General features: G+C 72.6%; 20 protein-coding genes and 1 pseudogene. 11 read left to right on the top strand and 10 right to left on the bottom strand.

Annotated elements, in window-relative coordinates; all coding sequences use genetic code 11:
• Together ACFVIM_RS07420 and ACFVIM_RS07415 are read left to right on the top strand one after the other, a co-directional pair.
• Positions 1-144: pseudogene (locus ACFVIM_RS07420) on the top strand (2-oxoacid:ferredoxin oxidoreductase subunit beta); the annotation flags it as partial.
• Positions 145-353: 209 nt separating this feature from the next.
• A complete protein-coding gene (locus ACFVIM_RS07415; RefSeq protein ID WP_384299685.1) occupies positions 354-1229 on the top strand; it encodes a sensor histidine kinase in 876 nt (291 codons plus the stop codon).
• A 459-nt stretch (positions 1230-1688) separates the two neighbouring features.
• On the opposite strand, the gene ACFVIM_RS07410 is transcribed toward ACFVIM_RS07415, so the two are convergent.
• Positions 1689-2534 carry an NAD(P)H-binding protein gene (locus ACFVIM_RS07410; protein WP_384299684.1) on the bottom strand — a complete coding sequence of 282 codons (846 nt, stop codon included), beginning with the start codon at positions 2532-2534 and terminating at the stop codon, positions 1689-1691.
• Between the two features lie 33 nt (positions 2535-2567).
• Positions 2568-3443 (bottom strand): ScbA/BarX family gamma-butyrolactone biosynthesis protein, encoded by an 876-nt coding sequence (locus tag ACFVIM_RS07405; RefSeq protein WP_384299683.1) that lies wholly within the window; start codon positions 3441-3443, stop codon positions 2568-2570.
• Between the two features lie 227 nt (positions 3444-3670).
• Between ACFVIM_RS07405 and ACFVIM_RS07400 the strand changes: the two genes are divergently transcribed.
• Positions 3671-4327: a ScbR family autoregulator-binding transcription factor gene (locus ACFVIM_RS07400; RefSeq protein ID WP_384299682.1), complete on the top strand. Its 657-nt coding sequence runs from the start codon at positions 3671-3673 to the stop codon at positions 4325-4327.
• A 40-nt stretch (positions 4328-4367) separates the two neighbouring features.
• Here ACFVIM_RS07400 and ACFVIM_RS07395 read toward each other — a convergent pair whose 3' ends face one another.
• Positions 4368-5132 (bottom strand): SDR family NAD(P)-dependent oxidoreductase, encoded by a 765-nt coding sequence (locus tag ACFVIM_RS07395; protein WP_384299681.1) that lies wholly within the window; start codon positions 5130-5132, stop codon positions 4368-4370.
• A 606-nt stretch (positions 5133-5738) separates the two neighbouring features.
• On the opposite strand from ACFVIM_RS07395, the gene ACFVIM_RS07390 reads away from it, so the two are divergent.
• The 6 genes from ACFVIM_RS07390 to ACFVIM_RS07365 all read left to right on the top strand — a co-directional run bounded on the left by ACFVIM_RS07390 (position 5739) and on the right by ACFVIM_RS07365 (position 14435).
• Positions 5739-6815, top strand: a complete 1077-nt coding sequence (locus ACFVIM_RS07390) for a terpene synthase family protein (RefSeq protein WP_384299680.1) — start codon at positions 5739-5741, stop codon at positions 6813-6815.
• A 46-nt stretch (positions 6816-6861) separates the two neighbouring features.
• Complete coding sequence (locus tag ACFVIM_RS07385) at positions 6862-8247, top strand: cytochrome P450 (RefSeq protein ID WP_384299679.1); 1386 nt, start codon at positions 6862-6864, stop codon at positions 8245-8247.
• Between the two features lie 531 nt (positions 8248-8778).
• A complete protein-coding gene (locus ACFVIM_RS07380) occupies positions 8779-10653 on the top strand; it encodes a 1-deoxy-D-xylulose-5-phosphate synthase (protein ID WP_384299678.1) in 1875 nt (624 codons plus the stop codon).
• Positions 10654-11173: 520 nt separating this feature from the next.
• The gene (ispG, locus tag ACFVIM_RS07375) at positions 11174-12295 is read left to right on the top strand and encodes a flavodoxin-dependent (E)-4-hydroxy-3-methylbut-2-enyl-diphosphate synthase (RefSeq protein ID WP_384299687.1); all 1122 of its coding nucleotides are present in this window, start codon (positions 11174-11176) and stop codon (positions 12293-12295) included.
• Positions 12292-13440, top strand: a complete 1149-nt coding sequence (locus ACFVIM_RS07370; RefSeq protein ID WP_384299677.1) for a polyprenyl synthetase family protein — start codon at positions 12292-12294, stop codon at positions 13438-13440. The genes ispG and ACFVIM_RS07370 overlap by 4 nt, the downstream gene beginning before the upstream one ends.
• A gap of 200 nt (positions 13441-13640) precedes the next feature.
• Entirely contained in the window at positions 13641-14435 is a 795-nt protein-coding gene (locus tag ACFVIM_RS07365; RefSeq protein ID WP_384299676.1) for a DUF2690 domain-containing protein, read from the top strand.
• A 236-nt stretch (positions 14436-14671) separates the two neighbouring features.
• Here ACFVIM_RS07365 and ACFVIM_RS07360 read toward each other — a convergent pair whose 3' ends face one another.
• Positions 14672-15034, bottom strand: coding sequence for a DUF1801 domain-containing protein (locus ACFVIM_RS07360; RefSeq protein WP_384299675.1), 363 nt, complete (start codon positions 15032-15034; stop codon positions 14672-14674).
• Between the two features lie 241 nt (positions 15035-15275).
• Between ACFVIM_RS07360 and ACFVIM_RS07355 the strand changes: the two genes are divergently transcribed.
• Positions 15276-16259 carry a metalloregulator ArsR/SmtB family transcription factor gene (locus ACFVIM_RS07355; RefSeq protein ID WP_384299674.1) on the top strand — a complete coding sequence of 328 codons (984 nt, stop codon included), beginning with the start codon at positions 15276-15278 and terminating at the stop codon, positions 16257-16259.
• On the top strand, positions 16256-16855 hold the full coding sequence (locus tag ACFVIM_RS07350; RefSeq protein ID WP_384299672.1) for a dihydrofolate reductase family protein: 600 nt from the start codon (positions 16256-16258) through the stop codon (positions 16853-16855). Before ACFVIM_RS07355 ends, ACFVIM_RS07350 begins: the two co-directional genes overlap by 4 nt.
• Before the next feature lie 190 nt (positions 16856-17045).
• Here ACFVIM_RS07350 and ACFVIM_RS07345 read toward each other — a convergent pair whose 3' ends face one another.
• The 6 genes from ACFVIM_RS07345 to ACFVIM_RS07320 form a co-directional block, all read right to left on the bottom strand.
• Positions 17046-19259 carry a trypsin-like serine protease gene (locus tag ACFVIM_RS07345; RefSeq protein ID WP_384299670.1) on the bottom strand — a complete coding sequence of 738 codons (2214 nt, stop codon included), beginning with the start codon at positions 19257-19259 and terminating at the stop codon, positions 17046-17048.
• A gap of 305 nt (positions 19260-19564) precedes the next feature.
• Positions 19565-20827, bottom strand: coding sequence for a right-handed parallel beta-helix repeat-containing protein (locus ACFVIM_RS07340; RefSeq protein ID WP_384299668.1), 1263 nt, complete (start codon positions 20825-20827; stop codon positions 19565-19567).
• 300 nt (positions 20828-21127) lie between these two features.
• A complete protein-coding gene (locus ACFVIM_RS07335; protein ID WP_384299666.1) occupies positions 21128-21907 on the bottom strand; it encodes a DUF3159 domain-containing protein in 780 nt (259 codons plus the stop codon).
• Positions 21908-21910: 3 nt separating this feature from the next.
• Complete coding sequence (locus tag ACFVIM_RS07330; protein ID WP_384299686.1) at positions 21911-22261, bottom strand: OB-fold nucleic acid binding domain-containing protein; 351 nt, start codon at positions 22259-22261, stop codon at positions 21911-21913.
• 215 nt (positions 22262-22476) lie between these two features.
• Positions 22477-23166: a response regulator gene (locus tag ACFVIM_RS07325; protein WP_384299664.1), complete on the bottom strand. Its 690-nt coding sequence runs from the start codon at positions 23164-23166 to the stop codon at positions 22477-22479.
• 525 nt (positions 23167-23691) lie between these two features.
• Entirely contained in the window at positions 23692-26235 is a 2544-nt protein-coding gene (locus ACFVIM_RS07320; protein ID WP_384299662.1) for an ATP-binding protein, read from the bottom strand.
• Positions 26236-26380 lie beyond the last annotated feature (145 nt).

The following is a 26380-nucleotide window of genomic DNA, read 5'->3' as shown; positions in this document are numbered from 1 at the left end:
CCCATCGGCATCCTCCGCAACATCCAACGCCCCGTCTACGACACCCAGATGGCCGACCAACTCGACACCGCCATCGAACAGAACGGCAAGGGCGACCTTCCGCTGCTGCTCGCCGGAGGGGATACCTGGACGGTCGTCGGCTGACGAGCCGTCCCCGTATCGACGGCACGATCCGTTGGTGAGGAGCAGCGCCGAGGAGCGGTGACGAGGACCCGGCGGCGACGAGTGGTACCGAGGAGCGGCGGCGCGGACCACCGGCGCGGACCGATGGCGAGGAGCAGTGGCAAGGACCGGTGGCGAGCCCCCGGCGGAAGTGATCGTTCACCCCCGTTCAGCCCGACCGAGGAGGAGAAGTGAGCACACCTGCCCCCGCCCCCACTTCGGGTTCCGTTTCCCTGCGGCAGCCCAGTCTCGGCTGGCTGGAAGCCGTGGTGGGCGACGGCTTCGCCGACTCCCTCAAGGAGGGGCTCAGCCGCTCCCGGTACAGCCGCAGCAGGGGGAGTGTGCCCCGCCACGCCGCCGGGCCCGCCGCGGGCGCCGCGCCGGGCCCGGCCGGGGAGCCGCCGCTCCTGGTGGCGCTCCCCGACCTCCCCGCTGACCTGGACGAAGAGGACGACGACCAGGTCTGGCGGGAACGCCGTCGGCTGGCCCGTGCCGTCCACGACGAACTCGGCACCGCGCTCTCCACCGCGGCCCGCCGGATCGGGCAGCTGACGGTGGACGGCGAACCCGCCGACGCCCATTTGGACGCTGCGCTACGCGCCGTCCAACAAGCCCTGGAAGCCGCCCGAAGCCTCGCCGGAGGGCTTCACGAACAAACCGCCGTGCCTCCTTTGGTTCGGGCTCTGGAGGAGTTCGCGGGGGTGACAGCTCCGACATTGACTGACGTTTCAGTCAGTTCAACCGGCGATGAGAGACTAATTTCGGACATCTGTCGAAGGGAGCTGTACCTCACCGCGCGGGAGGCGATGCGGAACGCCTTCCTGCATGCTCAGGCCCGGCAGGTGACCGTGACGTTGCGTTTCACCCGGCGCTGGACGCATCTGGGGGTCCAGGACGACGGGGTGGGGTTCGCGGCGGACGCGCTGCTGGCGCCGGGGTACCGGGCACCCGGTTTGCGATCGATGACGGATCGGGTGGAGGACCTGGGAGGGCGGCTCACCATCGAGAGCGCCCCGGGCCAGGGCACCCGTATCCAGGCCCACCTCCCCCTCCGCCCCACCCCCTGACCCTCCCCCAGCCTTGGGCTGGGGGAGCCCCATCGGGGCAGCGGGTTCCCCCGGCGCGGGCACGGGTTCCCCACCCGCGCCGGGGCCGCCGGCCCGGCGGACCGTGGGCCCGCCGGGCACCGCCCCTCCGCACGACGGAGGGCCCTGCCGGGGGAATCCTGGCAAGGCCCTGACGACGGGATGGGGTCTCACGCCATGACGCCCCGTGGGCGGGGCATCGTGGTGCGCTGACGCCTCGTGGGGTGAGGCGCCGTGGGGTCGTGGCGTCCTGTGGGGTACGACGCCGCGGGGTCGAGGGTCACCGGAGGTGGAACACCCCCCGGGTCGAGAGGTCGAGAGGTCGAGAGGTCGAGGTCAAGGGGGGTGAAACGCCCCCGGATCGAGCGAGATCAAACGTCCCTCGGGTCGAGGGAGGTGAAACGCCCCTCCGCACGGGGCGTCACACGCGAGGCCGAAGCCTCACACGAACGCGGCCCGGTGATCCGCCGCCCAGGCCGCGTACGTCCTGGCCGGCCGCCCGACCAGATCGCTCACGGTGGAGACGACACCGGCCTTCGCCTCGGCCCGCTGCCGCTCCGCACTCTGCAGAAACGCTTCCACCACGGCCCTCGGATACCGCTGGAGCAGCCGTAGCCGCGCCTGTTCCCGATCGAGTTCCTCGAACCGCAGCCGTCGTCCGATCAGCCGGGACAGCCGATCGGTCTGTTGCCGGGCGGTGATGGGTTCGGGCCCGGAGAGGGCGTACGCCGTGCCCGCGTGCCCCGGTTCGGTGAGGACTCGCGCGGCGACGGCCGCGATATCGCGCGGGTCCACACAGGAGATGGGTGAGGTCCCGTACAGCGCGCGGACGACTCCTTCGGCGCGGATCCCCGGCGCCCACATCAGTGTGTTGGACATGAAGGTCCTGGCCCGCAGAAACGTCCAGTCGAGGCCGGACTGACGGATGAGCAGTTCGTTCTCGCGCTGACGACGGGTGATGAGGTCCCGTGCGTCGGCGTCGGTGACGGACATCATGGAGAGTTTGACCAGGTGGCGCACTCCGGCCGCCTGGGCCGCCGCGGTGAACCGGGCGTCATCCGGCTCGTCGGGGCTGTTGGTGACGAGGAAGGCGGCGCGGACTCCGCGCAGCGCGCGGTCGAGTGAGCAGCGGTCCGCGTAGCTTCCCTGGACCACCTGTACCTGAGGGCTGGTCACGGGCGCCCGCCGTGGTTCGCGGGCGAGGATGCGCAGTCGTTTCCCGTCGGCGGTGAGCAGCGCGAGGAGTTCTCGTCCGACCGCGCCGGTCACCCCGGTCACCAGGATCATGGATGGTCCCCCCCTTCCATGGACCTCGGCCGCTCAGGCCGATAACGCGGGGCCGGTGAAGGTGACGGCGAATGCGAGATGGCCGTCCTGCTGTCCGTTGATCTGCACGGTCGTGGTGTGGGGGATCCGGCTGGGCAGGACCGCGGCCTGGATCCAGCAGGGCCGGTCGAACTCCACATACCGGTAGTAACGGGTGCGGCCGGAGGTCGGGACGAAGGGGACGGCGGTCAGCGCACAGGCCGCCTGCCGTGCCGACTCCAGCAGCAGCATGCCCGGTACATGGTCGTTGGGCCGCTGGAAGAGGGTCGGGTGACTCGTGTCGACCCTCAGCTGCCAGACGTACTCCATCGCCGTGGCCGACAGGACGACGTCCTCGACGCGGGTGCGTCCCACGCGCTCCGGCTCCAGCGGGGCGGTCCGGGGTATGGACACGCCGGGCCGGGCGCTCTCACCGCGCATCCGCCGGTAGACGCCGGGGCTGGTATAGCGGGACGCCGAGCTTCCGGAGGCGATGAGGCACCCCCCGCGCTTGACATCCCAGGTGATGTCGGCGCTGGCGGGGACTCCGCCGCGCCAGGTGAGGTTGGCGCAGTTCACCTCGACATCGATCTCCTGCGGGCTGTCCCCGGCGGCCAGGTGCTCGGGCACGCAGGTGTACTCCAGTCCGGCGAGCAGGAACTGATAGCCGATCGGTACGCCGTACGCTGCGTGGCACACCAGCATGCCCGCCTGCCGCATCGTCTCCGCTACCAGCAGCGGGTCGTGCGATCGGCCCTGGTCCGTCGCGACCGACCCGTAGAACGGGTGGTCGTGCGGCCAGACCGCCCTGATCGAGAACTGATCGTCCCCCTCGTGTGTCCATCCCGTCAGGAAGGCGTCCTCGGGTCTGGTGCGATGGACTTGGTCCATCAGAACCGGGAGAACGGTACGGGAATGGGGCTGAGTGGGCGCTGATTTGCTCACAACTGTTGCTTCGGGCATGGGTCCCCCCAGGGCTCATGGCTGGAAAGCTGGTGTGGCGTGCGCTTAGTGCTAATATACAGACTCAGCGGTTTTTTTTTAACCCTCAGATGTCGATGGCCCTCGATGGAAGCGGAAGAGGTCCGTCGGGCCCCCGTAGGAAGTAGGAGGCAGATGTGGCCAAGCAGGACCGGGCCATCCGCACTCGTCGGGCGATCCTGGAGGCAGCGGCCAACGTCTTCCAGAAGCAGGGCTACCAGGGCGCGACCATCACCGAGATCCTGAGGGAGGCGGGGGTCACCAAGGGTGCCCTCTACTTCCACTTTCAGTCCAAGGAGGAGCTGGCCCAGGGGGTGATAGAGGCCCAGGAGCCCCAGCCGGTCCCGGATCAGCCCCTCAAGCTCCAGGAGCTCATCGACAGTGGACTGATGCTGAGCTACCGGCTCCGGACCAACCTCCTCGCTCGGGCCGGTGTGCGTCTGTCGATGGACCAGCAGGCCCACTCGCTCGACCGCCGGGCTCCCTTCATCCGATGGCAGGAGTCGGTTTTGAGCACCCTGTGCGCAGCCAAGGAGAACGGTGAGCTGCTTCCGCATGTGGTTCCGGCTGAGACCGCGGATGTGCTCGTGGGCGCCTTCGCGGGCATCCAGGTGATGTCCCAGACCCTCAGTGACTACGAGGACCTTGAGGGGAGGTGTGTGACCATGCAGCGCCACATCCTCGCGGGCATCACGGTGCCCTCCGTACTGAACGCGCTCGACATGTCGATGGAGCGCAGCGGGCGGCTCGCCGTCGCGACCGAGGAGGTCGAGGCGGGCGAGGCCGTGAGCTGACGGACGGCGGCGTGGTGCGCCGCCGGCGCACCACGCGGCATCAGAGGTTGGTCCCGCCGGAGACATCGATGTACTGACCGGTGATCCAGCGGGAGTCGTCGGAGGCGAGGAAGGCCACCATGTCGGCGACGTCCGCCGGTTCACCGATCCGCTGGAAGACGGAGGCCGCGGCGAGCAGGGCCGCCCCCTCCGGGTTCGCGCGCCGTTCGGCGTTCATGTCGGTGGCGATGAAACCGGGCGCCACCGCGTTCACGGTGATACGACGGGGGCCGACGGCCTTGGCCAGCGCCAGCGAGAGCGTGTCGATGGCGCCCTTGCTCATGGCGTAGGCGATCGACTCGGGGAAGGCCACCCGGGTCGCGGCCGAGGAGACGTTGACGATCCGTCCGCCGTCCCGCATCCGGGTGAGCCCGAGCTGGGCCAGGAAGAGCGGCGCCTTGACGTTGACCGCGAAGATCCGCTCATAGGTCTCGGAGGTCAGTTTCTCGATCGGCCCCGAGCGGCTGGTGGCGGCGTTGTTGACCAGGATGTCCAGCGCGACCGGCTCGCCGATCGCCTCCAGCGCCGCGTCGAACCCCGCGAAGAGGGTCTCCGCGTCGCCGGGGGCGCCCAGCCGGGCCTGGACCGCGAAGGCCCGGCCGCCCTCCTCTTCGATCCGCTCGACGGCCTCCCGCGCCGCCGTGCCGTTCTCCCCGTAGTGCACGGCGACCAGGGCGCCGTCCTGGGCCAGTCGATGGGCGATGGCCCGTCCGATCCCCCGGCTCGCGCCGGTGACCAGTGCGGTCTTCCCTGTGAGTGAGCCCATGGACGCCCCCCGCGTGCCTGGGCCGGCGGAGCATCCGCCAGACCGTTCGATTACTGACGAGTGAACCGTCACCATACATTTTCCGGTGGCACTCGAATAGCGGCCTGAAGAGGTCTTGAAACGCGCTTTGTACGCAACAGACCCCCGCCCCGGCAGGCACCTTCGCCCGGAGGGCCGAGGCCGCGTGATCGTGATCCTGGCCGAAAGTCGACGCAGAGATGAACGCGCGGCGACGATGGAATGACGGTCCGTCAATTTCTTGGTGACGGAAGGGTTCTGGCCTATCTCGCCATCTCTCCGTCCACGCTCCGCGCCATGCGGCTGACCTGCCCTCCTGGTCACGCGCGCGCGGGTGTACCACCGGCGTTCATGGGCGCGCGGGGCGCGCTGGCCGGGAGTGGTCGGTGGTGAACGCGAAGGCTTCCGTGAGCGTGTCAGGGGTTGTAGACGCACAGGGGAGGACGTCACCCACGAGGCCCTCTGTCCGTCATGCCCCACGCCATGGCGGGCCGACCCCACCTCCGTATGCCTCCGTACGCCAGCGCGTACCAGCGCTGTGCCGGAACTCCCGCGCCATGCCCACCCCGCCCCACTGAGGAGTGCCGCATGACCACCGCACGACGCACGCTGACCGTCCCCCCTTTCTACTGCCCCCTGCCCGAGGCGCGTTACGGGCGGCCGGACGAGATCGACGAGGCCGCCGTCGCCTGGGTCCTCGACCGCGGTGTCCGGGACCGCGGGGACCGCATGACCGCCATGAAGGCGGGCTGGTACCTCGCCTGTTGCCTGCCCCGCCTGCGCGACGAACCCGCGGTGCCCCTCCTCAACCTCCTGTACTGGGCGACGGCCTGGGACGACGACCTCGACACGACCCCGGGTCTCGACCAGCCCGCCGGAATGGTCCGCCATGTCGCGCGGCTGCGGCGCGCCATGGCCTACCCCGAGGCGGCCCTGCCGCCGGACCAGCCCCTCCTCCGTTCCTTCCAGGAGATCTGGCGGGGCCTGGCCGCGCACAGCACCCCCGGCCAGCTCGCCCAGTTCCGCCAGGGCTTCTGCGACTACCTCGACGGGGTGCTCTGGAAGAGCGTCAACCAGGCCACGGGGGAGCTGCCCGAACTCGGCGACTACCTCATCATGCGGGCGAACGACGTCGCCGGGCCCTGGCTGTCGGTCCTGACCCAGATCGGCGCCGGGTACGAACTGACCGCGCGGGAGCTGGCCCATCCCGGGGTGCGTGCCTGCGTCGAGGCGATGTCGGTACTCGTCGGACTCGACAACGACCTGCTCTCACGGCACAAGGAGCGGCTCTTCGGCGTCTTCGACCAGGACGCCGTCGCGGTCATGCGACGAGACCACGCCTGTCCGGTGGACGAGGCGGTGGAACACGTCCGCGCGCTACGGGACCGGATCATGACGCTCTATCTGCGGCTCCGCGACCAGCTCGCGGCCGACGCGGGTCCCGTGGTGGCCCGGTTCGTCCACGACATCGGCTACTGGGTCCGGGGCCAGATCGTCTGGGCGGCGTTCACCTCCCGCTACAGCAGGCCGGTCGACCCCAGCACAGGGGAGGAGGTGGAGTTCGGCGGCTTCGGGCCGCGCTGGGCCGACGCGCCCGCCGACCCCGACCCCTCCCCGCCCGCCGTGGCCCAGATCGCGTGGTGGTGGGAGCAGCTCGACCGGTGACGGCGGGCCGTGCGCGTAAGGAGACTCGACGAGAGCAGAGGACCTCATGACCGTTCAGCCCGTTGACACCTTCACCCGGGGTGCCGCCCCCGGCAGGCTGCCGCTCCTCGGCCACGCGTGGCCGTTGTACCGGGACACCCTCCGCTTCCTGCGCGCGCTGCCCCGCCACGGGGACCTCGTGCGCATCGGGATCGGGCCGGGTGCGCTCCAGGTGATCTGCCACCCGGAACTGGCCCACGAGATGCTCGTGGACCGGGCCCGGGACTTCTCCAAGGGGGGCCCGGTGATGGACCGCTCCCGCACCGTACTCGGCGACGGGCTCGGCACGGTCGACGGACCGGACCACCGCCGCCAGCGCCGGCTGGTGCAGCCCGCCTTCCAGCGCGCCAGGATCGCCGCGTACGTCCCGGTCATGCGGGATCGGGTCCACGCGCTGACCGCGCCGTGGCGGGTGGGCGAAGCGATCGACGCCGTACGGGAGATGGGTGCCCTCACCGCCGAGGTGACCCTGAGCTGTCTCTTCGACGAGCCCGGCCGGGAGCGGGGCCGGGCCGGCGGGCGGCATGACATCCAGGCCGAGGTGACGGCGCTGATGGACGGCCTGTTCCTGCGGATGATCAACCCGTTCCCCCGGCTTCCCGTCGCCGGGAGCGGGCGGTACCGCGTCGCCGAGCGCCGGATGCACACCCTCATCGACGAGACGATCGCGCGCTACCGCGCCTCGCGGGAGGGCGGCGGCCTGCTGCGGACGATGATGGCCTCCGTGGACGACGAGGGCAGACGGTTCACCGACGCGGAGCTCCACGACCAGTCGATCACGCTGCTCATGGGGGGTACGGAGACCACCGCGGCGCTGCTGGCCTGGGTCTGGCACCTGCTGGACGAGAACCCGAGGGAGGAGCGTCGCCTGCACGCCGAGGTGGACGAGGTGCTGGGCGGACGGGACGTCACCGCGGCGGACCTGCCCCTGCTGCGCCACACCCGGAACGTCATCGCCGAGGCGCTCCGGCTCTATCCGCCCGGGTATCTGGTCACCCGGCGCGCGGTGACCGACACCCGTCTCGGCGGCATCCCCGTGCGGGCCGGAACCGATCTCGCCTACAGCCCCTACATCCTCAACCGGGACGCCCGGTTCTTCGACCACCCCGACGCGTTCACGCCCGACCGCTGGGCCGACCGGCCACCACCCGGGCGCCGCTCCCCGTATCTGCCCTTCGGGGCGGGCGCCCGCAGGTGTGTCGGTGATCTCTTCGGGCTCACCGAGAGCCAGGTCGCCGTGGCGACCATCGCCCAGAGGTGGTCGCTGCGACGCCCTCCCGGAGCGCCGCCGAGCGTCCCTCTCGCCCGGATGACGCTGCGGCCCGCTCCCGCCGCGCTGATCGCCGTCCCCCGGCGGGACGTCGCACCGGGGGGCGGTTCGATGGCGCCCTGACCCGGTGGGCGCGGTGGGCCGCCCGGCTCCCGGGCGGGGCCGGTGCCCGGGCCGGCCGCGGCTCCCGCGAGCCGGGCCGGCCGGTACGGGGGAGCGCCCTGCACCGCGTCGGCCCCCACGGTCCGCCGTGGCGGGCGGCGGGCCCCGTCCCGTGCCCCCCGTCCGTCTCCTGCCCCGTCCCGTGCCCCCCGTCCCGTGTCCCCGTCCCGTGCCCCCGCCTCCTCGCTTCCCGCGCCCTCCGGCACCACCCTGGCCCCGGGTGTCGCCCAGCTCTTCCGTACCACCGAGCCCGCCGTGTCGGCTCCCTCCGTACGGCCCCTCCGTGCCACCGGGGGAGCGGCGGCACCCCTCGGAGTCCCGTCGCACGGAACCCCCTTCGGTCACCCCGCGCACCACGCCTCTTCCGTGAACCCGCACCCCGCCCCCGGTGGCGACGAGCCGCACGACCAGCGCCACGACGGCCTCCCGGCCTCCTGCGCCCCGGGGCCGGGACACCGGTACGGCTCCGCCGCCCCACCCGATGAGGATGTCATGACCCTGACACGAGCCGAGCAGGTCGACCCCACCGAGCGGACCGACCCGGCCAGGCCCGGGAGCACCCCGCCGGTGCTCCCGCGCGTCCGCACACCCGGCGACCTCCGCCGACTGCCGCCCGAGCGGCTGCCCGCGCTGGCGGCCGAGATCCGCGCGCTGCTGATCGAGAAGGTCAGCGCCCGGGGCGGCCACCTCGGCCCCAACCTCGGCGTGGTGGAGCTGACCATCGCCCTCCACCGGGTCTTCGACTCGCCCCGCGACGCGATCGTCTTCGACACCGGCCACCAGGCATACGTACACAAACTGCTCACCGGGCGGGCCGCCGACTTCGACGGGCTGCGGCAGCGCGACGGACTCTCCGGCTACCCCTGCCGCGACGAATCCCCCCACGACCTGGTGGAGAACTCCCACGCCTCCACCGCGCTCTCCTGGGCCGACGGCCTGGCCAAGGGATACGCGCTCACCGGGCGGAGCGACCGCCGCGCCGTCGCGGTCGTCGGCGACGGCGCGCTCACCGGAGGGCTCTCCTGGGAGGCACTGAACAACATCGGCGGCTCCGGCCGCCGGGTCGTCGCCGTCCTCAACGACAACGGCCGGTCCTACGACCCCACCATCGGCGGCCTCGCCGGACATCTCGCCGCCCGCCGCGCCCGGCTCGCCGGGGAGTCCCAGCCGCCCGCGACCGCCCCCGACGGCTCCCTCTTCGAGGCGCTCGGCTTCCGCTGCTTCGGGCCGGTCGACGGCCATGACCTCCCCGCCCTGGAGCGCGCGCTGCGCGCCGCACGCGCCGTCGACGGCCCCACCCTCGTCCATGTCGTCACCGTCAAGGGCAAGGGCCATCCGCCCGCCGAGAGCGACGAGGCCGACCGGCTGCACGCCGTCGGCGTCGTCGACCCGGTCACCGCCCATCCGCTCGCTCCCGCCGCGCCCACCTGGTCCGGCGTCTTCGAACGGGAGATCGCGCGGCTGGGCGCCGAGAACCCCCGCGTCGTCTGCCTCTCGGCCGCGATGGTCCGGCCGACCGGACTGCACACCTTCGCCACCCGCTTCCCCGACCGCGTCTTCGACGTCGGGATCGCCGAACAGCACGCCGTGACCTCGGCCGCCGCGCTCGCCACCGCCGGACTCCACCCCGTGGTCGCCATCTACGCGACCTTTATGAACCGCGCCTTCGACCAGGTACTCCTCGATGTGGCGCTGCACCGCCGCCCGGTCACCTTCGTCCTGGACCGGGCCGGGATCACCGGGCCCGACGGCCCCAGCCACCACGGCATGTGGGACCTGTCGACCTTCGCGCAGGTGCCGGGGCTCGGCATCGCCGCCCCGCGCGACCCCGCCGCGCTGCGCGCCCTGCTGCGGGAGGCCGTGGCCCTGGACCACCCGACCCTGCTGCGCTACCCGAAGGCGGGCGCCGGACCCGATCTGCCCGCGCTGGAACGCCTCGGCGGGATCGATGTGCTCTTCCGCTCCCCGGCCCCGGAGGTGCTGCTGGTGCCGGTCGGACCGATCGCCTCGGAGTGTGTGGCCGCCGCCGCGCGGCTGACCGGCTCCGGAATCCGCTGCACGGTCGCCGATCCCCGCTGGGCCGTGCCCGTGCCCCCGGCGCTCGTCGAACTCGCCGCCGGGCACCGGCTCGTGATCACCGTGGAGGACAACGGGCGCACCGGGGGAGTGGGCGCGCTGATCGCGCAGAGCTGCGCCGACGCCGCCGTTCCCGCCCGGGTGGTCAGCCTCGGTCTGCCCCGGGAGTTCCTCGCCCACGGTTCGCGCGCGGAGCTGCTCGACGCCTGCGGACTGACCGCCCCGGGCATCGTCACCGCCACCCGCCGGGCCCACGCCGCCCTGCGGCCGTACCCGGACGGTTCCTGGTGACGCCGGCGAACGCGCCGCCGCCGACCCGGCCCGCCCCGGGCGTCACCTGCCCCCGCCCGGGACCCTCCGGTACCTGCCCCCGCCGCCCGCCGCCCGGCGCCTCCGTACGGAGTCCCGGCGGGTTCGTCCCGAGTCCCGGCGGGTTCGTCCCGAGTCCCGGCGCGTTCGTACGGAGGTGCCGCCCCCGCCCGCCCCGGCCCGTCCCACCGGGCCCGGCCCCCACCGCCCCTGGAGCACCCGTCCCCCCACCGCCCGTACGGCACCCGGCCCTCAGCGGGTGTGCCGCGCGGGTGTGCCGCGCCCTCATCCGTCCCGGCGCCCCCGACCGGAGGACCCTGTGACCCCCATCGACCTCGGTATGCCCACCACCCTCCCCCAGCCCGTGCCCGGAGGAACCCCGGTCCCCGGCGCGCCCCCGCGCCCGGCCGGCACCGCCTTCCCCGGCACACCGGCTCACGCGGCTCCGCCCGAGCCGCCCGATCCCGCGCCCGCCCCCGCCCGGTCCTCCCGGCGGATCCAGGTGGGCCCGGTCCCCGTCGGCGGCGGCGCGCCCGTCTCAGTCCAGTCCATGACCACGACCGTCACCGCCGATGTGGACGCGACACTGCGCCAGATCGCCGAACTCACGGCGGCGGGCTGCCAGATCGTCCGGGTCGCCGTCCCCTCACAGGACGACGCGGACGCGCTCGCCGTCATCGCCCGCAGCTCCCGGATCCCGGTGATCGCCGACATCCACTTCCAGCCCAGGTACGTCTTCGCGGCGATCGACGCGGGCTGTGCGGCGGTGCGCGTCAACCCCGGCAACATCCGGCGGTTCGACGACCAGGTGAAGGAGATCGCGCGGGCGGCGGGCGACGCGGGTGTCCCCATCCGTATCGGTGTCAACGCGGGCTCGCTCGACCCCCGGCTGCTGGCCCGGCATGGCGCGGCCACCCCACGGGCGCTCGCCGAGTCCGCGCTGTGGGAGTGCTCGCTCTTCGAGGAACACGGCTTCCGCGATCTGAAGATCTCGGTCAAGCACCATGACCCGCGCACCGTGATCGCCGCGTACCGGCTGCTCGCGGGCGCCTGTGACTACCCGCTGCACCTCGGTGTCACCGAGGCGGGCCCGCTGCGGCAGGGCAGTGTCAAGTCGGCCGTCGCCTTCGGGGTGCTGCTGGCGGAGGGCATCGGCGACACCATCCGGGTCTCGCTGACCGCGCCCCCGGTGGAGGAGGTCAAGGTCGGCCAGCAGATCCTCCAGTCCCTGGGGTTGCGCCCGCGCCAGCTGGAGATCGTCTCCTGCCCCTCCTGCGGGCGCGCCCAGGTCGATGTCTACGCCCTGACCGAACGCGTCCAGGCCGCCCTGGACGGCTTCCCGTACCCGTTGCGCGTCGCCGTGATGGGCTGTGTGGTCAACGGGCCGGGCGAGGCGCGCGAGGCCGATATCGGGGTGGCGTCGGGCAACGGAAAGGGGCAGATCTTCGTGCGGGGCGAGGTGGTCAGGACCGTCCCGGAGTCCCGTATCGTCGACGCCCTCGTGGAGGAGGCCCTGCGCCTCGCCGAGGTGGCCGAGACGGCCGACGTGGCCGGGGGGCCCGGGGTGGATCCGGTCCCCGCCGGGGCCGGTGTCCCCGCGACCGCCGGGGAGGGCCGGGCATGACGTCCACCCGGATCCAGCCCGCCACCACCGCGCCGGGCCGCGCCCTCGGCCCCGATCGAGGCCCCGGCCTCGATCCCGGCCCGCACTCCGCCCTCGACCCCGCCGCGATCCGCGCGGCCGTCGACCAGCGCCTCCAGGACTTCCTCGACACCAAGCGCCGTACGGCGGGTGACCCCCTGCTCGCCTCGCTCACCGACCATGTCCGCGCCTTCGTCATGACCGGCGGCAAGCGGGTCCGTCCGCTGCTGTGCGTGGTCGGCTGGCACGCGGCCCAGGGATACGGGGACATGGGGCCCGTCATCACGACGGCGGCGTCCCTGGAGCTCTTCCACGCCTTCGCGCTGATCCACGACGACCTGATGGACGGATCCGACCTCCGGCGCGGACGGCCCACCGTCCACCGCGCCCTGGCGGCCACCCACCCGGGCCATGACGAACCCACGCCGGCCGAGCGGTTCGGGGTCAACGGCGCGGTCCTCGTCGGCGACCTCGTCATGGTGTGGTCCGACGAGATGCTGCACACCTCGGGTCTGCACCATCGTCAGCTCGCCGCCGTACGGCCTCTGCTGGACGCCATGCGTACCGAGGTGATGATCGGCCAGTACCGGGATCTGCTCACCACCGGCCGCCCCACCGAGAACCTCGAATCGGCGCTGACGGTCATCCGGTACAAGACCGCGAAGTACACCGTGGAGCGACCTCTGCACATCGGCGCGGCGGTCGCCGGGGCCGACCGGCACCTCCTGGACACCTGCACCGCCTACGCCATCCCCATCGGCGAGGCGTTCCAGCTCCGGGACGATCTGCTCGGTGTCTTCGGCGATCCACGGCGCACGGGCAAGTCCACCCTGGACGATCTGCGCGAGGGCAAGGCCACCGTGCTGATGGCCCACGCGCTGCGCCGGTCCACCCCCCGGCAGGCGCAGACCCTGCGTACCCTCGTCGGCGACCCCGGTCTCGACGAGGGCGGCGCGGCCGTCGTCCGTGAGCTGCTGCGCGTCACCGGCGCGGCCGACCGGGTCGAGGCGATGATCCGCGCCCGGGTCGACCTGGCCCGGCAGACCCTGGACGAGGCCGCCTTCCCCGACGAGGTGAAGTCCCTGCTCGACACCTTCGCCACGACGGCGGCCCTGCGCACCTCGTGACCCCGCGCGTCAACGGCGCCGCCGCGCGGAAGCGACGGGGGCGGCGCCGTGTCGCGCCCGCGGGATCGTGTTGACGGCCCTGGCCCACCGGGGGCGGGGGCACGGCCGTCAACACGAGCGGATACGCGCCGAATTGCCCTCACAGCCAGGTGTACCGTGAATACGGAACGCTACATTCCGTGTCTGCGGAGGTGACCGACATGGCAGAGCCCGACGGCGACGACCACCCGTCTCCGGCGCCCCGCCCGCCCGACGGCCCCGGAGACGGCCCAGGGGACGGCCCCGGAGACAGAGGCGGCGACGGCGACAGAGACGGCGACCGGGGCGACCGGCGGTCGCGGTGGCGGAGGCTGGGGCCCGAGACGCTCGCGGGCGCGCTGGTGGTGGCGGTCGTCGCGGCCATCGTGCCCATCGCCGTGACGAGTCTGCTGCAAGGCGACGGCGGCGCCCCCGCCGATCCGCGCCCGCCCGCGCCGCCCGCCCCCAGGACCGGCTCCGACACGCCCCCCGCTTGCGCGGGGGTGACCTGCTCCGGCCTCGACCCGGAGAAGACCGGGTGCGGCCGGGGCGCCGTCACCGTCCGGGACACCTGGAAGGGACTGATGAACCTGGAGATCCGCTACAGCACCCGGTGCGGCTCGGTCTGGGCGAAGCTGACCGGCGCCGGGCCCGGTGACACCGTCACCATCACCACCTCGCCCACCCAGCGCGAGGCGGCTGCCGTGGAGTGGGGCAAGACCATCTACACCTCCATGCTCCCCGCCCACCACCGGGACTTCACCGCGCAGGCGACCGCCGTGGCCGTCAAGGGCTATCCCCAGCACGAGATCCCCAAAGGGTACGAACTGCGGATCGGCGCCGACCGCGCCCATCTGCCGACACCGCCCCCACCACCCCCGCCGCCCGCGGGCCCGCCGCCGCCACCGCCGCCGCACGGGGAGGGGCCCCCGCCCCCGGGCGGACCCCCGCCGCCCCCGCCCGGTGGCGGGGCCTGAACGGAGCCGGGGCTCAGGGCCTGTCTGATGGATCTTGCTGGGCTCGCGTGCCTCCCCCAGCTACCGCTGGGGGTGCCCCCAGCCACCGCGCCTCGCCGCGTTGTCGTCAGTCGCCAATGGCCCCCTGTGCCCTTCGGGCACGGGAGGTACCCCCACCGCATTGACTCCCTTCTCCGCCTTGCGATCCACGGCACCAGACCCCGCTCCCTGACCCAGCCTGATCCCTCAGACAGGCCCTAGCTCTCCAGCGCCAGCGCCCGCTCCAGCCAGCCCTGGAAGAGCGGGCCGTCGATGTCGTCCACCGACCGCAGCTTGACGCTGGCCATCTCCCGCGCGCCCGCCGCCAGCCGCCCCGACGCGTCGGGCACCGACTGCCCGCGCCAGAGCCCGAACGTCACATACGTGCCGTACGCCTTCACCAGCGCCACCGGCTGCTTCCCGGGCGCGGCGCCCGCGCTCCACACGGGGTGCCCGTGCCACATCGCGCCCTCCAGGCCGGGCAGCGCCGCGTCGATGATCTTCCTGACCTCCTCGGCGACGGCCCGCAGCGGCTCGTCGATTCCGGCGATGTAGGTGTCGACGGTGGTGTTAGCGGCCATGAGGCCCCCCTTTGCTGAGATCACTCGCTCCGTACGGAGGTGCCGCATCCGCCCTGTGCGGTGGTCCGGCTTCCGTACGCGATGGGTACGGAAGAAGAGACCGGCGCCGCGGGCCGAACTCATCGCTGTCGCTCGCATGTTTTTTCGGCCGGGACCGGGGAGGCCCGTGAGCGGGCGCCGGAAGCTGACTCCCTGACATATTCCTTGACACAAATATTCGTTGAAGAGAATACTCGCCGTCATGGACGCACTCCTCACCGCACTGGCCGACCCGGCCCGCTGGCGGCTCGTTCAGCTGCTCGCCGAGCGACCCCGCCCGGTCGGGGTGCTGGCCCGGCTCGCCGAGGCCCGCCAGCCACAGACGACCAAGCACCTCCAGACCCTTGAACGCGCGGGTGTCGTCACCTCCCAGCGCTCCGGCCAGCGCCGCGTCTACGCGCTCAGGCCGGGCCCGCTGCGGGAGCTGGCGGCCCTGCTGGGCCGGCTCGCCGACACCGCCGAGCGCGCCGAGGGCCCGCACGCGACCTACGACCGTTACGGGGCCGGCCTGCGGACCGAGCGGCTCGCCGCGCGGGAGCCGGGATGGGCCGACGGGCGCGCGTTCGCCTTCCACCGGTCACTGGCGGGCGCCCCGGCGCTGGTGTGGCGCCATCTGACCGAGACCGCCCTGCTCACCCGCTGGTGGACGCCCGACGACCTCCGGGTCTCCGAGCTCGTCTTCGAGGCGCGGGAGGGCGGGCGGATCGTCCAGGAGTACCGGGACGCCGAAGGCGTGGCGTCCGCCACCGGGCCCACGCCCGCCACTGAGCACACGGCGACCACCGGGCGCACGGCCGCCGCCGAGGGTGCGGAGCGCGCCGAGGGCCCCGATCCCGTCGTCGGGCGCGCGGAGGGAGTCGTCGACGAGGTACGCCCGGGTGAGCGCCTCGCCTACCGGCTCTCCCCGCTGCTCCCGGGCGGGGGCCTCGCCTTCACCGCCCATGTCGCGTTCGAGCTGAGCCCGAGCGCCACCGGTACCGAGCTCGGCGTCCACTGGCGGCTCACCGACAGCGCCGTCGGCTCGGCCGACTTCGTCGCGGGCATCGAGATCGGCTTCGGGCAGAGCCTCGACGCGCTCGCGGCGACCCTCGCCGCCTCCACTCACCCACCCGGCTCCGGCATCACCACCGACAGCATCAGTAGCACCGACCCGACGGACCACGCCGACGCGAGGAGTACGACATGACCGCCCCCCACGGCCGCAGGGTGACCGCGAACCTGGCCCTCTCCCTCGACGGGCGCTTCCACGGCCCCGGCGGTCCAGCCGACTTCACCCCGTTCGCTCCCTATGTGACGACCGAGGTGGCACGGGACCACCTCACCCGGATCTGGAGCGGCGCGACGACGGCACTGCTCGGCCGGGTCAACGCCGAGGGCTTCCTGGCGTACTGGCCGTCGGTCGCCGAGGACGAGAACGCCGACCCGCGGGATCGCGGCTATGCGCGGTGGCTGGTGGAGACGGAGAAGGTGGTCTTCTCGACCACCCTGGCGGAGGCGCCGTGGGAGCGCGCCCGGGTGGTCAACGCCCCGGCCGTGGACATCGTCACCGGACTCAAGGGCGCCGGTAGCGGCGACATCCTCGTCAACAGCAGCCCGAGTCTCATCCGGCCGCTCCTCGCGGCGGATCTGATCGACCGGCTCTACCTGATGGTCTTCCCCGAGATCGCCGGAGGCGGGCGTCGGCTGTTCGACGACGGCCTGCCCGCCTCCCGCTGGGCGCTCACCCATCAGGAGGCCGGCGAGCGGGGCGAGATCGCCCTGGTCTACGACCGCGTCCGCTGAGCCCGCCGGGTCCGGACCCGCCCCGCCGCCCCGCCGTACGCCTCGTCCACCGGGACCGCGGTGAACGCCGCGTACGCCGGGAGAACCGACGGCCCCCTACGATGACGGGCCGGTCCCGAGCCCCCTGAGGGGACCTGGAACCGGCCCGTCGCCCGGGTGCCTGACCGTCAGCGTGGCCCGGCACATCAGGTCACTGGATCGCCGTACCGAACGCGGCGCCCGCGGCGGGCAGTCCGCCCGTGCCCGGCTGGAGCGTGGTCACCGGCTCCGTGCCGCCGGACAGGATGTTCGCCCACGGCACGGTGTGCGCGGCACCGGTCGCGGCCGGACCGGCCGGCATGCCGAGGTAGAGATGGGTGCCGGTGGCGGTGATGCTGGAGCCGTTCCGCTCGCCCGCGCCCGGGGTGCCCGGCAGCCCGCGCTGACCCGGCTCGACCGAGAGGTCGCCCGCACCGGCGGAGCCGATCAGCGGGAAGTACCAGACCGACCCGGAGTCCACGGCGGTGCCGATGTCCTCGCCCGGGATGCCCACCGCGAGCAGCGAGTTCCGCGCGGTGCTCACCGCGCGCGGGGTGGTGGCGACGGCGGAGAGCTTCTCGCCGAAGCGGTCGCCCGCCTCGTTGGCGCCGCTGACGTCGGCGGCGTCCTGGTGGATGTCCTGGAGCTGGGTCACCGTGCCGTCGGCGGCCACCCGCAGGGTGACCACCCGGCCCGACTCCTTGATGGTGCCGTTCATCTCACCGGGGGAGCCGACGGCCAGGATCGACTCGGTGGCCGACGCGGTGCCCACCGGACGGTACGGGATCATCGCCATCGAGGCGGCGAAGCGGTCGCCGGTCTCGGCGCCGCCGTTGATGATGTCGTTGCCCTGGTCATGGCCGCCCAGCGGGGTGGGGAAACCGGCCGTGATCTTGTGGCTGAGGAGTTCGAAACCACCGGCGGAGGTGGCGCTGCCGATGGCCTCCGTCGGCGTGCCGACCGCGATGTGGTTCGGCGAACCGGCGACCGAGGTGCCGAAGCGGTCGTCCTTCTCCATCGTGCCGGAGACCCCGGCCTTGTTCTGGTTGATGGAGGTGTTGACCGAGCCGCGCAGATAGAAGGCGGTGCCCGCGTTGACGACCCCGTCCAGGTCCTCGCCCGGGGCGCCGATCAGGACGTACGGGTCACCGGCCGTCGTCGTCCCGGCGGCCAGCGCGTGGCCCATCCGGTCCCCGGCCTCCGCGCCGGAGGCCCCGAGGGCGCCGGTGCCGTTGCCCTGTTCCAGCACGATCGCGGCCCGGCCCTTGGCCAGCCCGGCGGGCGCGCCGAACAGCACATGCACCGATCCGGCGTCCACCTGGGTGCCCATGTCCTCGGCCGGGACGCCGACCACCAGGTCGGTGCAGCCGTCGAGGTCGTGGTCGACGGTGGCGAGGGTCTCGCCGTAACGGTCCCCGGCCTCGGAGCCACCGGGCACCGTGCCCTGGTCCTGGGCGATCTCGGCGTGGCCCTTCCCGCCGCCGTAGACCACGCGGACCACTCCGGCCTTGGCGTCGCCGCCGACGACGGCCTCGGGGTCGCCGACGGCGACGTCCCGCACGCCGTCGCAGTTGAAGTCGGCGATCCGCGCGGCGCCGGTGACGGTGGCGATCCACTCGGCCAGGTCATCGGTCCTGCTGCTGATGGCCGCGCCGGGGCCGGGGGCCTCCTGGAGACAGCCGGCCATCGAGGTACGGCTGGTGACGGCGACCAGTTCGGCCCCGGCGCCGGCGCCGGAGCCGCGCAGCGCGGGGCCGCCGCCGTCGCCCTTGCAGACCGCCGAGGTGGGCGCGGCGCCGGTGAGCGACATCGTGCCCACCTCCACCGAGTTCACGGCGAACGAGGTGGTGTGCAGCCGCCCGGCGAGCCAGAGGTTCTGGGTCCGGCCGAAGCCCGCCATCGTCAGGGTCTCCCCGGCGGTGGGCGCGGCGGTGGCGACCTTCACCGGGGCGACCCCGGCGATCGGCCGTGCCAGCCGGGCCAGTACGAGGTCGCGGTCGGTGCGCGGCACCAGTTCCACGATGTCCTCGGTCTGTCCGTTGGTGGCACCCAGATCGGTCCGGCCGACGAGGGCCTGGGCCGCGATGGCGGGCTTGCCCGCCGGGACCGTGATGTCCTTCGCGGGGTCCTTGGCGAAGCACGCGCTGGAGGTGGCGATCCACTCCGGTGCCACGAGCGCGCCGGAGCAGCGGCGGGCGCCGCTGCCCTCACCGATGTCGATCTTCGCCATAAAGGTGTGGGTGCCGGCCGGCGCCGGAGGACCGGCGACGGCGGCGGCGGGCGTGGCGGTGAGCGCCCCGCCCAGGAGCAGGGCCGCGAGGGCCCCGGAGGTGAGGGCCGCGCGGGACCGGATACCGGAGGTCTGATGAGACCGCTGTGCTGACATATTCCGCTGTTCTCTGGGGGGGTTGGGTGGGTGGCCGGGCGCCGGGAGGGTGACCTCGGGGTGTCCGGGAGCCGCGAGGGGATGCCTCGGGTCCCGACGAGGGCGGCAAGACCTTTACCCAGGTAAGGGATTAATAAAATATCACCGTCGTGGCATCAGAAATCCGGCATGCCAGTTCTGTTGGAAAGAGGGAAGTTGATCCGGTTTGCCTGAAAAATGTCCTCAAGGTATGCATAGATGGTTGATGGGCCGATGCGCCGGGGGACAAGACCCCGGCACACGGCCCATCGTGGCCCTCCGCCCGCTCAGGGCGCGTACTGGTACGCCCCGGCGTCCGGCGCCGTCGAGGAGACCGGCTCCCCGGCCAGATCGGTCGGCCAGCCCACCGGCACGCCCCGGCCGATCGCGGGAGAGCCCGGCGCCAGCCGCAGACCGGTGGTGAACGCCGGGTCGGCCTGCACCGAGCCCGCCCCGAGCTGGAACTGGGTCTGGGTGCCGGAGTACACGCCGTTGTCCTCGTCGGCGCCCGCGCCGTCCTCGTAGCCCGTCTTCCCGCCGACGTCGATCGCGTTGTTGCGGAGCTTGAGCACGGTCGGCGCGCAGCCCGCGTAGCAGACCCAGCCCTGGGTGCGCGTCCCGGGCAGCCGGACCGAGTTGTTCACCGCCACCGTCCCGGTGACCGGCCCGATCTCCACCCCCGCGCCCCGGGTCACCAGGAACGAGGCCGCGTCGTGGACCGAGGTGACCGCGTTGTAGGCGAAGACATTGCCGTCGGCGCTCTCGCCCGGCGCCCGGCCGAGTTCGGTGAAGGTCTCGTTGTCCCGCGCGAGGGTGTACTCCACCCGGTTGCGGTCACCGTTGAAGACCTCCACGGCGGCGCCGTCGTAGCCGAAGTCGAAGCTCTCGGCCCGCGAACCGGAGATCTCGTTCCGGGAGATCAGGTTGTCATCGCCGTTGAGCAGCACCCCGAAGGCCCCGGAGTCGTCATAGCCGCCGGGCGTGTTGACGCTCATCTTGGTGTTGTCGGTGATGACGCTGTTCCGTACGGTGTTGAACCGCGCGCCCGGGGCGATGGAGACCCCGGCGACATTGCGGTCCGCCAGCACCCCGTCCAGGGTGTTGTGGCTGCCGCGCACCTCGAACCCGGCCCAGTGGCAGTTGGTCGCCCGCACCCCCCGTACCGTCCAGTACGCGCCGCTGATCAGGACGCACTCCCCGACCGGACCGCCGATCGCGGGCGCCGCCGTGCCGGAGCCGTAGCCGGTGACGGTGATCGGGGCGGCGGCCGTGCCGCTGCGGGTCAGCCGCAGCGAACCGGTCCAGCTCTGGCCCCGCCGGAAGGCGACCGTGTCCCCGGCCCCGAGCGCCGCCGCGTTGACCTTCGCCAGACTCCGCCAGGGGGCGGAGGCGGTGGTGCCCGCGTGGGTGTCGCTGCCGGTGACGGCGTCCACGAAGTACGTCGTGCCCGGCATCACCGCCCTGGCCAGGGCGGGCGTGGGGAGCGCGGCGAAGGCGAGGGTGAGGAGAGCGGCGAGGGGCAGGGGCAGCCGGGATCTGAGCTGAGACATCGGGACGTCCTCCAGGGCGGGCGGGAACGGTCTGCTGCGCCGGACCCGCCCGATCCTGCGCACCCCCCGCCCCCGCCACAACCCTCTTCCCCCGTCCCGGACAGCCCCGTCCGTCCCGGACACCTCCCGGCCGGGACGGACGTACGGGAGGGACCATCCGGGAGCCGTCCGGCGGCGACGGTCGCGTACCTCAGCGGCCGCCGACGGACACCGTTGGATACCGACGGACCCGGGCTGGACAGGAAAGGACCCGGGCCCCTTGGCGGGGACCCGGGTCCAAGAAGAACGGGGGAGTCGCGGTCAGGACTCCGGCTGGCGGGCGGCGGCGCGCCGCTCCTTCTCCGCCTTCTCCGCGGCCTCTTCGGCTTCCATCTCGGCGAACACATCGATCGGCGGCGGCGCCTTGGCCAGGAAGATCCACGTCAGATAGACCGCCAGCAGGAACGGCGGGATCTTCAGCGCCACCAGTACCCACCCCAACTGGGTGGTGTCCGCCCACCAGTACAGCGGGAAGAGGATGGCGCACTTGGCGAGCAGGATCAGGCCCCAGGCGTAGCTCGCCTTGGTGTACGCCTTCTTGCGCCCGGGGTTACGGGTGCGCCAGGAGAGGTTCTCCTTGAACACCGGCCCCAGCACCAGCCCGATCAGCGGCACCCCGGCCAGCGCGGTGATGACATAGGCGAGCCCCAGCCCCAGGGTGTAGAGCATCCCGGGCAGATAGAAGTCCTTGGCGTTGCCGGTCATCATCGCGAAGACCACACCGAAGGCGACGCCGAAGACACCGCTGAAGGCGTGTTTCACCGTGTCCTTGCGGGCCAGCCGGACCAGCACCAGCAGCAGCGAGACACCCAGGGCGGCGATGGCCGAGACGTGGAGGTCCTTGTTGATGGTGTAGATCGTGACGAACAGCAGGCCCGGTACGACCGTCTCCACCATGCCCCGGACACCGCCGAAGGCTTCGAAGAGCGCCGCTTCGGTGACCGCCTTGGCGTGCTGGCCCGGCCGGTCACCGGCCCCGGGGGGCGAGGGCTGGCCGGGCTGGGGGTCGTTGGTGGCGGTCGGCTTGTCGAGTGACGTCACCGGCTACTCCTGTCCGAGCGGTCGGAGTTCGTATTTCGGGTTGAACAGCACACGGCGGCCGTGGCTCATGGAGACGCGGCCGGAGGCGATGAGGCGGCGGCCCGGCTCTATGCCCACGATGGAACGGCGGCCGAGCCAGACGACGTCCAGCGGCGCCGAACCGTCGAACAGCTCCGCCTCCAGCGCGGGAACCCCGGCCCGTGGTCGCAGGGTGACCGTCCGCAACGTACCAGTCACGCGGACGATCTGCCGGTCGGCGCACTCGGCGATGCGGATGCACCCCGAGGCCTGGGCGTCCTCACGGAGCTCCTCGTACTCCAGGTCCTCCTGGGAGCTGGAGAGCCGGTCAAGCATGCGCCGGAAGCGGCCGACCGGTCGTTCCGCCCTGTCGGCTCTCCCGGTCCTTCCGGAACCGCTCCCGGAGTGGGGTACAGCACTCATGGAACCAGCGTACCGGCCCTGACGACCGCTTTCGGAAGGCCGTAACCCAGACTGGGACGACCGGGGACGCCCCGGGACGACGCAGGCGCCGACCCCGCCGCTGGGGGCTCGGGCCGCCCGGCGGCCCCTCAGGAGCGCTCGAACCGGTACCCCATCCCCGGCTCGGTCACGAAGTGCTTCGGATGCGAGGGGTCGGCCTCCAGCTTCCGGCGGAGCTGGGCCATGTAGACCCGCAGATAGTTGGTCTCCGTCCCGTACGACGGCCCCCACACCTCCTGGAGCAACTGCTTCTGGCTGACCAGCCGCCCGGTGTTGCGCACCAGGACCTCCAGCAGATGCCACTCGGTGGGGGTGAGCCGCACATCGCGCCCGTCCCGGTTGACCTTCTTCGCGGCCAGGTCGACGGTGAAGCCCTCCGTCTCCACGACCACCACGTCATCGTCACCGCCGCCCACCGGCTCCGCCCGGCGCACCGCCGCCCGCAGCCGGGCCAGCAGCTCATCCATGCCGAACGGCTTGGTGACGTAGTCGTCGGCGCCCGCGTCGAGCGCCTCCACCTTCTCGTCGGAGGTCTGCCGGGCCGAGAGCACCAGGATCGGCACCCGGGTCCAGCCCCGCAGCCCCTTGATCACCTCGACGCCGTCCATGTCGGGCAGCCCGAGGTCCAGGACGATCACATCGGGATGGCGGGCCGCCGCGAGCTGGAGCGCGGTGGCGCCGTCGGGGGCCGCGTCCACCTCGTACTTGCGCGCCTTCAGATTGATCACGAGGGCGCGTACGATCTGCGGCTCGTCGTCGACCACAAGCACCCTGGTCATCGCTGGCCTGCCTTTCTGTATTTTTTGCGGTTCGTTCTCCCCCAGGCTCCGCCCGGGGGGACCCCCACCGGGGCGCTTTAGTCGAGATTTTCGCGTCCGACGTGCTCGATCGCTCGTTCCTCGCGATCTCCGCGCGACGGCCGTGAAATCCCCCAGGCCTGCGCCTGGGGGTGCCCCCAGACGCGCCCCTTTGGCTCAGAACCGATGCCACGGGGTGTTCCCAGACGTGTCCCTTGGGTCGATCATCGACCACGCGGGTTGGACCGACGCCATGGGCGGACCGCCAGGCACCGCACGGGAGGGATCCTCGGACGTGTCCCTTGGGTCGATCAGCGGCGGCGCGGGTTGGACCGACGCCATGGGCGGACCGCCAGGCACCGTGCGGGAGGGATCCTCGGACGTGTCCCATTGACCGATCACCGACCGCGCGGGTTGGACCGACGCCATGGGGAGACCCGGCTCCGTCCGGGAGGGATCCCCAGACGCGTCCCTTTGACCGATCACCGACCGCGCCGCTTCGCCCGGTCATGAGGTGACCCGGGCGGGAAGGTCGGGGGAGACGGGTTCGACGCCGGGGGCCGCCCGGAGGGTGAGCACCATGGTCATACCGCCGCCGGGGGTGTCCTCGGCGGTCAGCGTGCCGCCCATGGCCTCCACGAAGCCACGGGCGACCGCCAGACCCAGGCCGACCCCGGCGCCGCGCGGGGCGTCCCCGTACCGCTGGAACGGCTCGAAGATCCGCTCCTTGGCGTCGTCGGGGACCCCGGGGCCACGGTCGGCGACCCGGACCTCCACCCGGTCGCCCAGGGCGCTGGCGGCCACGGTGACGCGGGTGCCCTCCGGGCTGTACTTGACGGCGTTCTCCACGATGTTGGCGACCGACCGCTCCAGCAGCCCCCGGTCCACCGCCACCATCGGCAGGGACTCGGGGATGTCCAGCTCCACGGAGTCGTCGGGGACGGAGACCAGCGCCATCGGCACCACCTCGTCCAGGTCGGTCACCCGGATCAGCGGGGTCACGGTCCCGGTCTGGAGCCGGGACATGTCGAGCAGATTGCCGACCAGCTGGTCCAGCCGGTCGGCGCCGTTCTCGATGCCCGCGAGCAGCTCGGCCTCGTCCTCCTCGGACCAGGCCACGTCGTCCGAGCGGAGCGAGGAGACAGCGGCCTTGATCGCCGCCAGCGGGGTGCGCAGATCATGGCTGACGGCCGCCAGCAGCGCGGTACGGATCCGGTTGCCCTCCGCCAGCCGCCGGGCGTCCTCCGCCGCCCCCACCAGCCGCTGCCGGTCCAGCACCACGGCGGCCTGCGCCGCGAAGGCGGCGAGCACCCGGCGGTCCTCGGCGGGCAGCACCCGCCCCGACAGGGCCAGCGCCATATGGTCGCCGACGGGCATGTCCACATCGGCGTCCTCGGGCCGGATCACCCCCCGGGGGCCCACGCTCCCGGCCGTCGTCCACGGGTCGACGTCGCTGGTGCGCTCCAGCAGGGCGACCGACTCCATGTTGAAGGTCTCCCGTACCCGTTCCAGCAGCGCGTTCAGGGTGGTCTCCCCGCGCAGCACGCTCCCGGCGAGGAAGGAGAGTATCTCCGACTCGGCCCGCAGCCGGGCCGCCTGGTGGGTGCGGCGGGCCGCGAGGTCCACCACGGACGCGACCGCCACCGCCACCGCGAAGAAGATCACGATGGCGACGATGTTCTTCGGGTCGTAGACGGTGAGCGTGCCCACCGGTGGCGTGAAGTAGAAGTTCAGCAGCAAGGAACCCACCGTGGCCGAGGCGAGGGCCGGCAGCAGCCCGCCGAGCAGCGCCGCCAGCACGGTCAGGAACAGGAAGAGCAGCACATCGTTGGCGAGCCCCAGCGAGTCACCGAGCGCGCTGAGCAGCAGCGACAGCAGGATCGGCGCCGCCACCCCGACCAGCCAGCCCGCGATGATCCGGGACCGGTCCAGCCGGGCCCCGCGCGCCACGGGCAGCCCGCGCCCCTTGCCCGCCTCGTCATGGGTGACGATATGGACGTCGAGGTCGGGCCCGGAGTCCCGGGCGACGGTCGCCCCGACGCCCGGCCCGAAGACGTACTGCCACGCCTTGCGGCGGCTGGAGCCGAGCACGATCTGGGTGCCGTTGACCCCGCGCGCGAACTCCAGCAGCGAGGTGGGGATGTCATCGCCGATGACATGGTGGAACGTGCCGCCGAGGTCCTCCACCAGCGTCCGCTGGAGCGTCAGTTCCTTGGGGGAGGCGGAGGTCAGCCCGTCGCTGCGGGCGATATAGACGGCGAGGATCTCGCTGCCCGAGCCCTTGGCCGCCATCCGGGCCGCGCGCCGGATCAGGGTCCGGCCCTCGGGCCCGCCGGTGAGCCCCACCACGATCCGCTCGCGCGCCTGCCAGGTGGAGCGGATGTTGTGCTCGCCCCGGTACTGCTGGAGGTACTCGTCCACCCGGTCGGCCACCCACAGCAGCGCCAGCTCGCGCAGCGCGGTCAGATTGCCGGGCCGGAAGTAGTTGGACAGGGCCGCGTCGACCTTGTCGGATTTGTAGATGTTGCCGTGCGCCATGCGGCGGCGCAGCGCCTGCGGGGTCATATCGACCAGTTCGATCTGGTCGGCCCGCCGCACCACCTCGTCGGGGACGGTCTCGCGCTGCCGTACTCCCGTTATCGACTCGACGACATCGCCCAGCGACTCGAAGTGCTGGATGTTCACGGTCGAGATCACGTCGATGCCCGCCGCGAGCAGCTCCTCGACGTCCTGCCAGCGCTTGGCGTTGCGGGCACCGGGGACATTGGTGTGGGCCAGCTCGTCCACCAGCGCGACGGCGGGGCGGCGCTCCAGGACGGCGTCGACGTCCATCTCCGTGAAGGCCGTGCCCCGGTACTCGATCTCCCGGCGCGCCGTCTGCTCCAGCCCGTGCAGCATGACCTCGGTCCGCGGCCGGTCGTGGTGCTCGACGAAGGCGACGACGCAGTCCGTGCCACGCTCCACCCGGCGGTGGGCCTCGGAGAGCATGGCGTAGGTCTTGCCGACGCCCGGTGCCGCGCCGAGGTAGATCCGTAGCTTGCCGCGTCCCATGGCCTCATTGTCTTTCAGAACTGGCGTGATCTTGGCGGGGGAGGGTGGTTCACGCTGGGATGACCTTACGGCCCGAGAAGCGGGCGAATCGGACAGCCTCCGTCGATGACCGGCGTATTTGACGGAACCCTGATGCCCCGGCCCG

This window comes from Streptomyces sp. NPDC057638 (genome assembly GCF_042800315.1).
Lineage (GTDB): Bacteria > Actinomycetota > Actinomycetes > Streptomycetales > Streptomycetaceae > Streptomyces.
The sequence above is the reverse complement of the archived record's forward strand: the minus strand, read 5'-3'. Positions and strand labels throughout refer to the sequence as shown.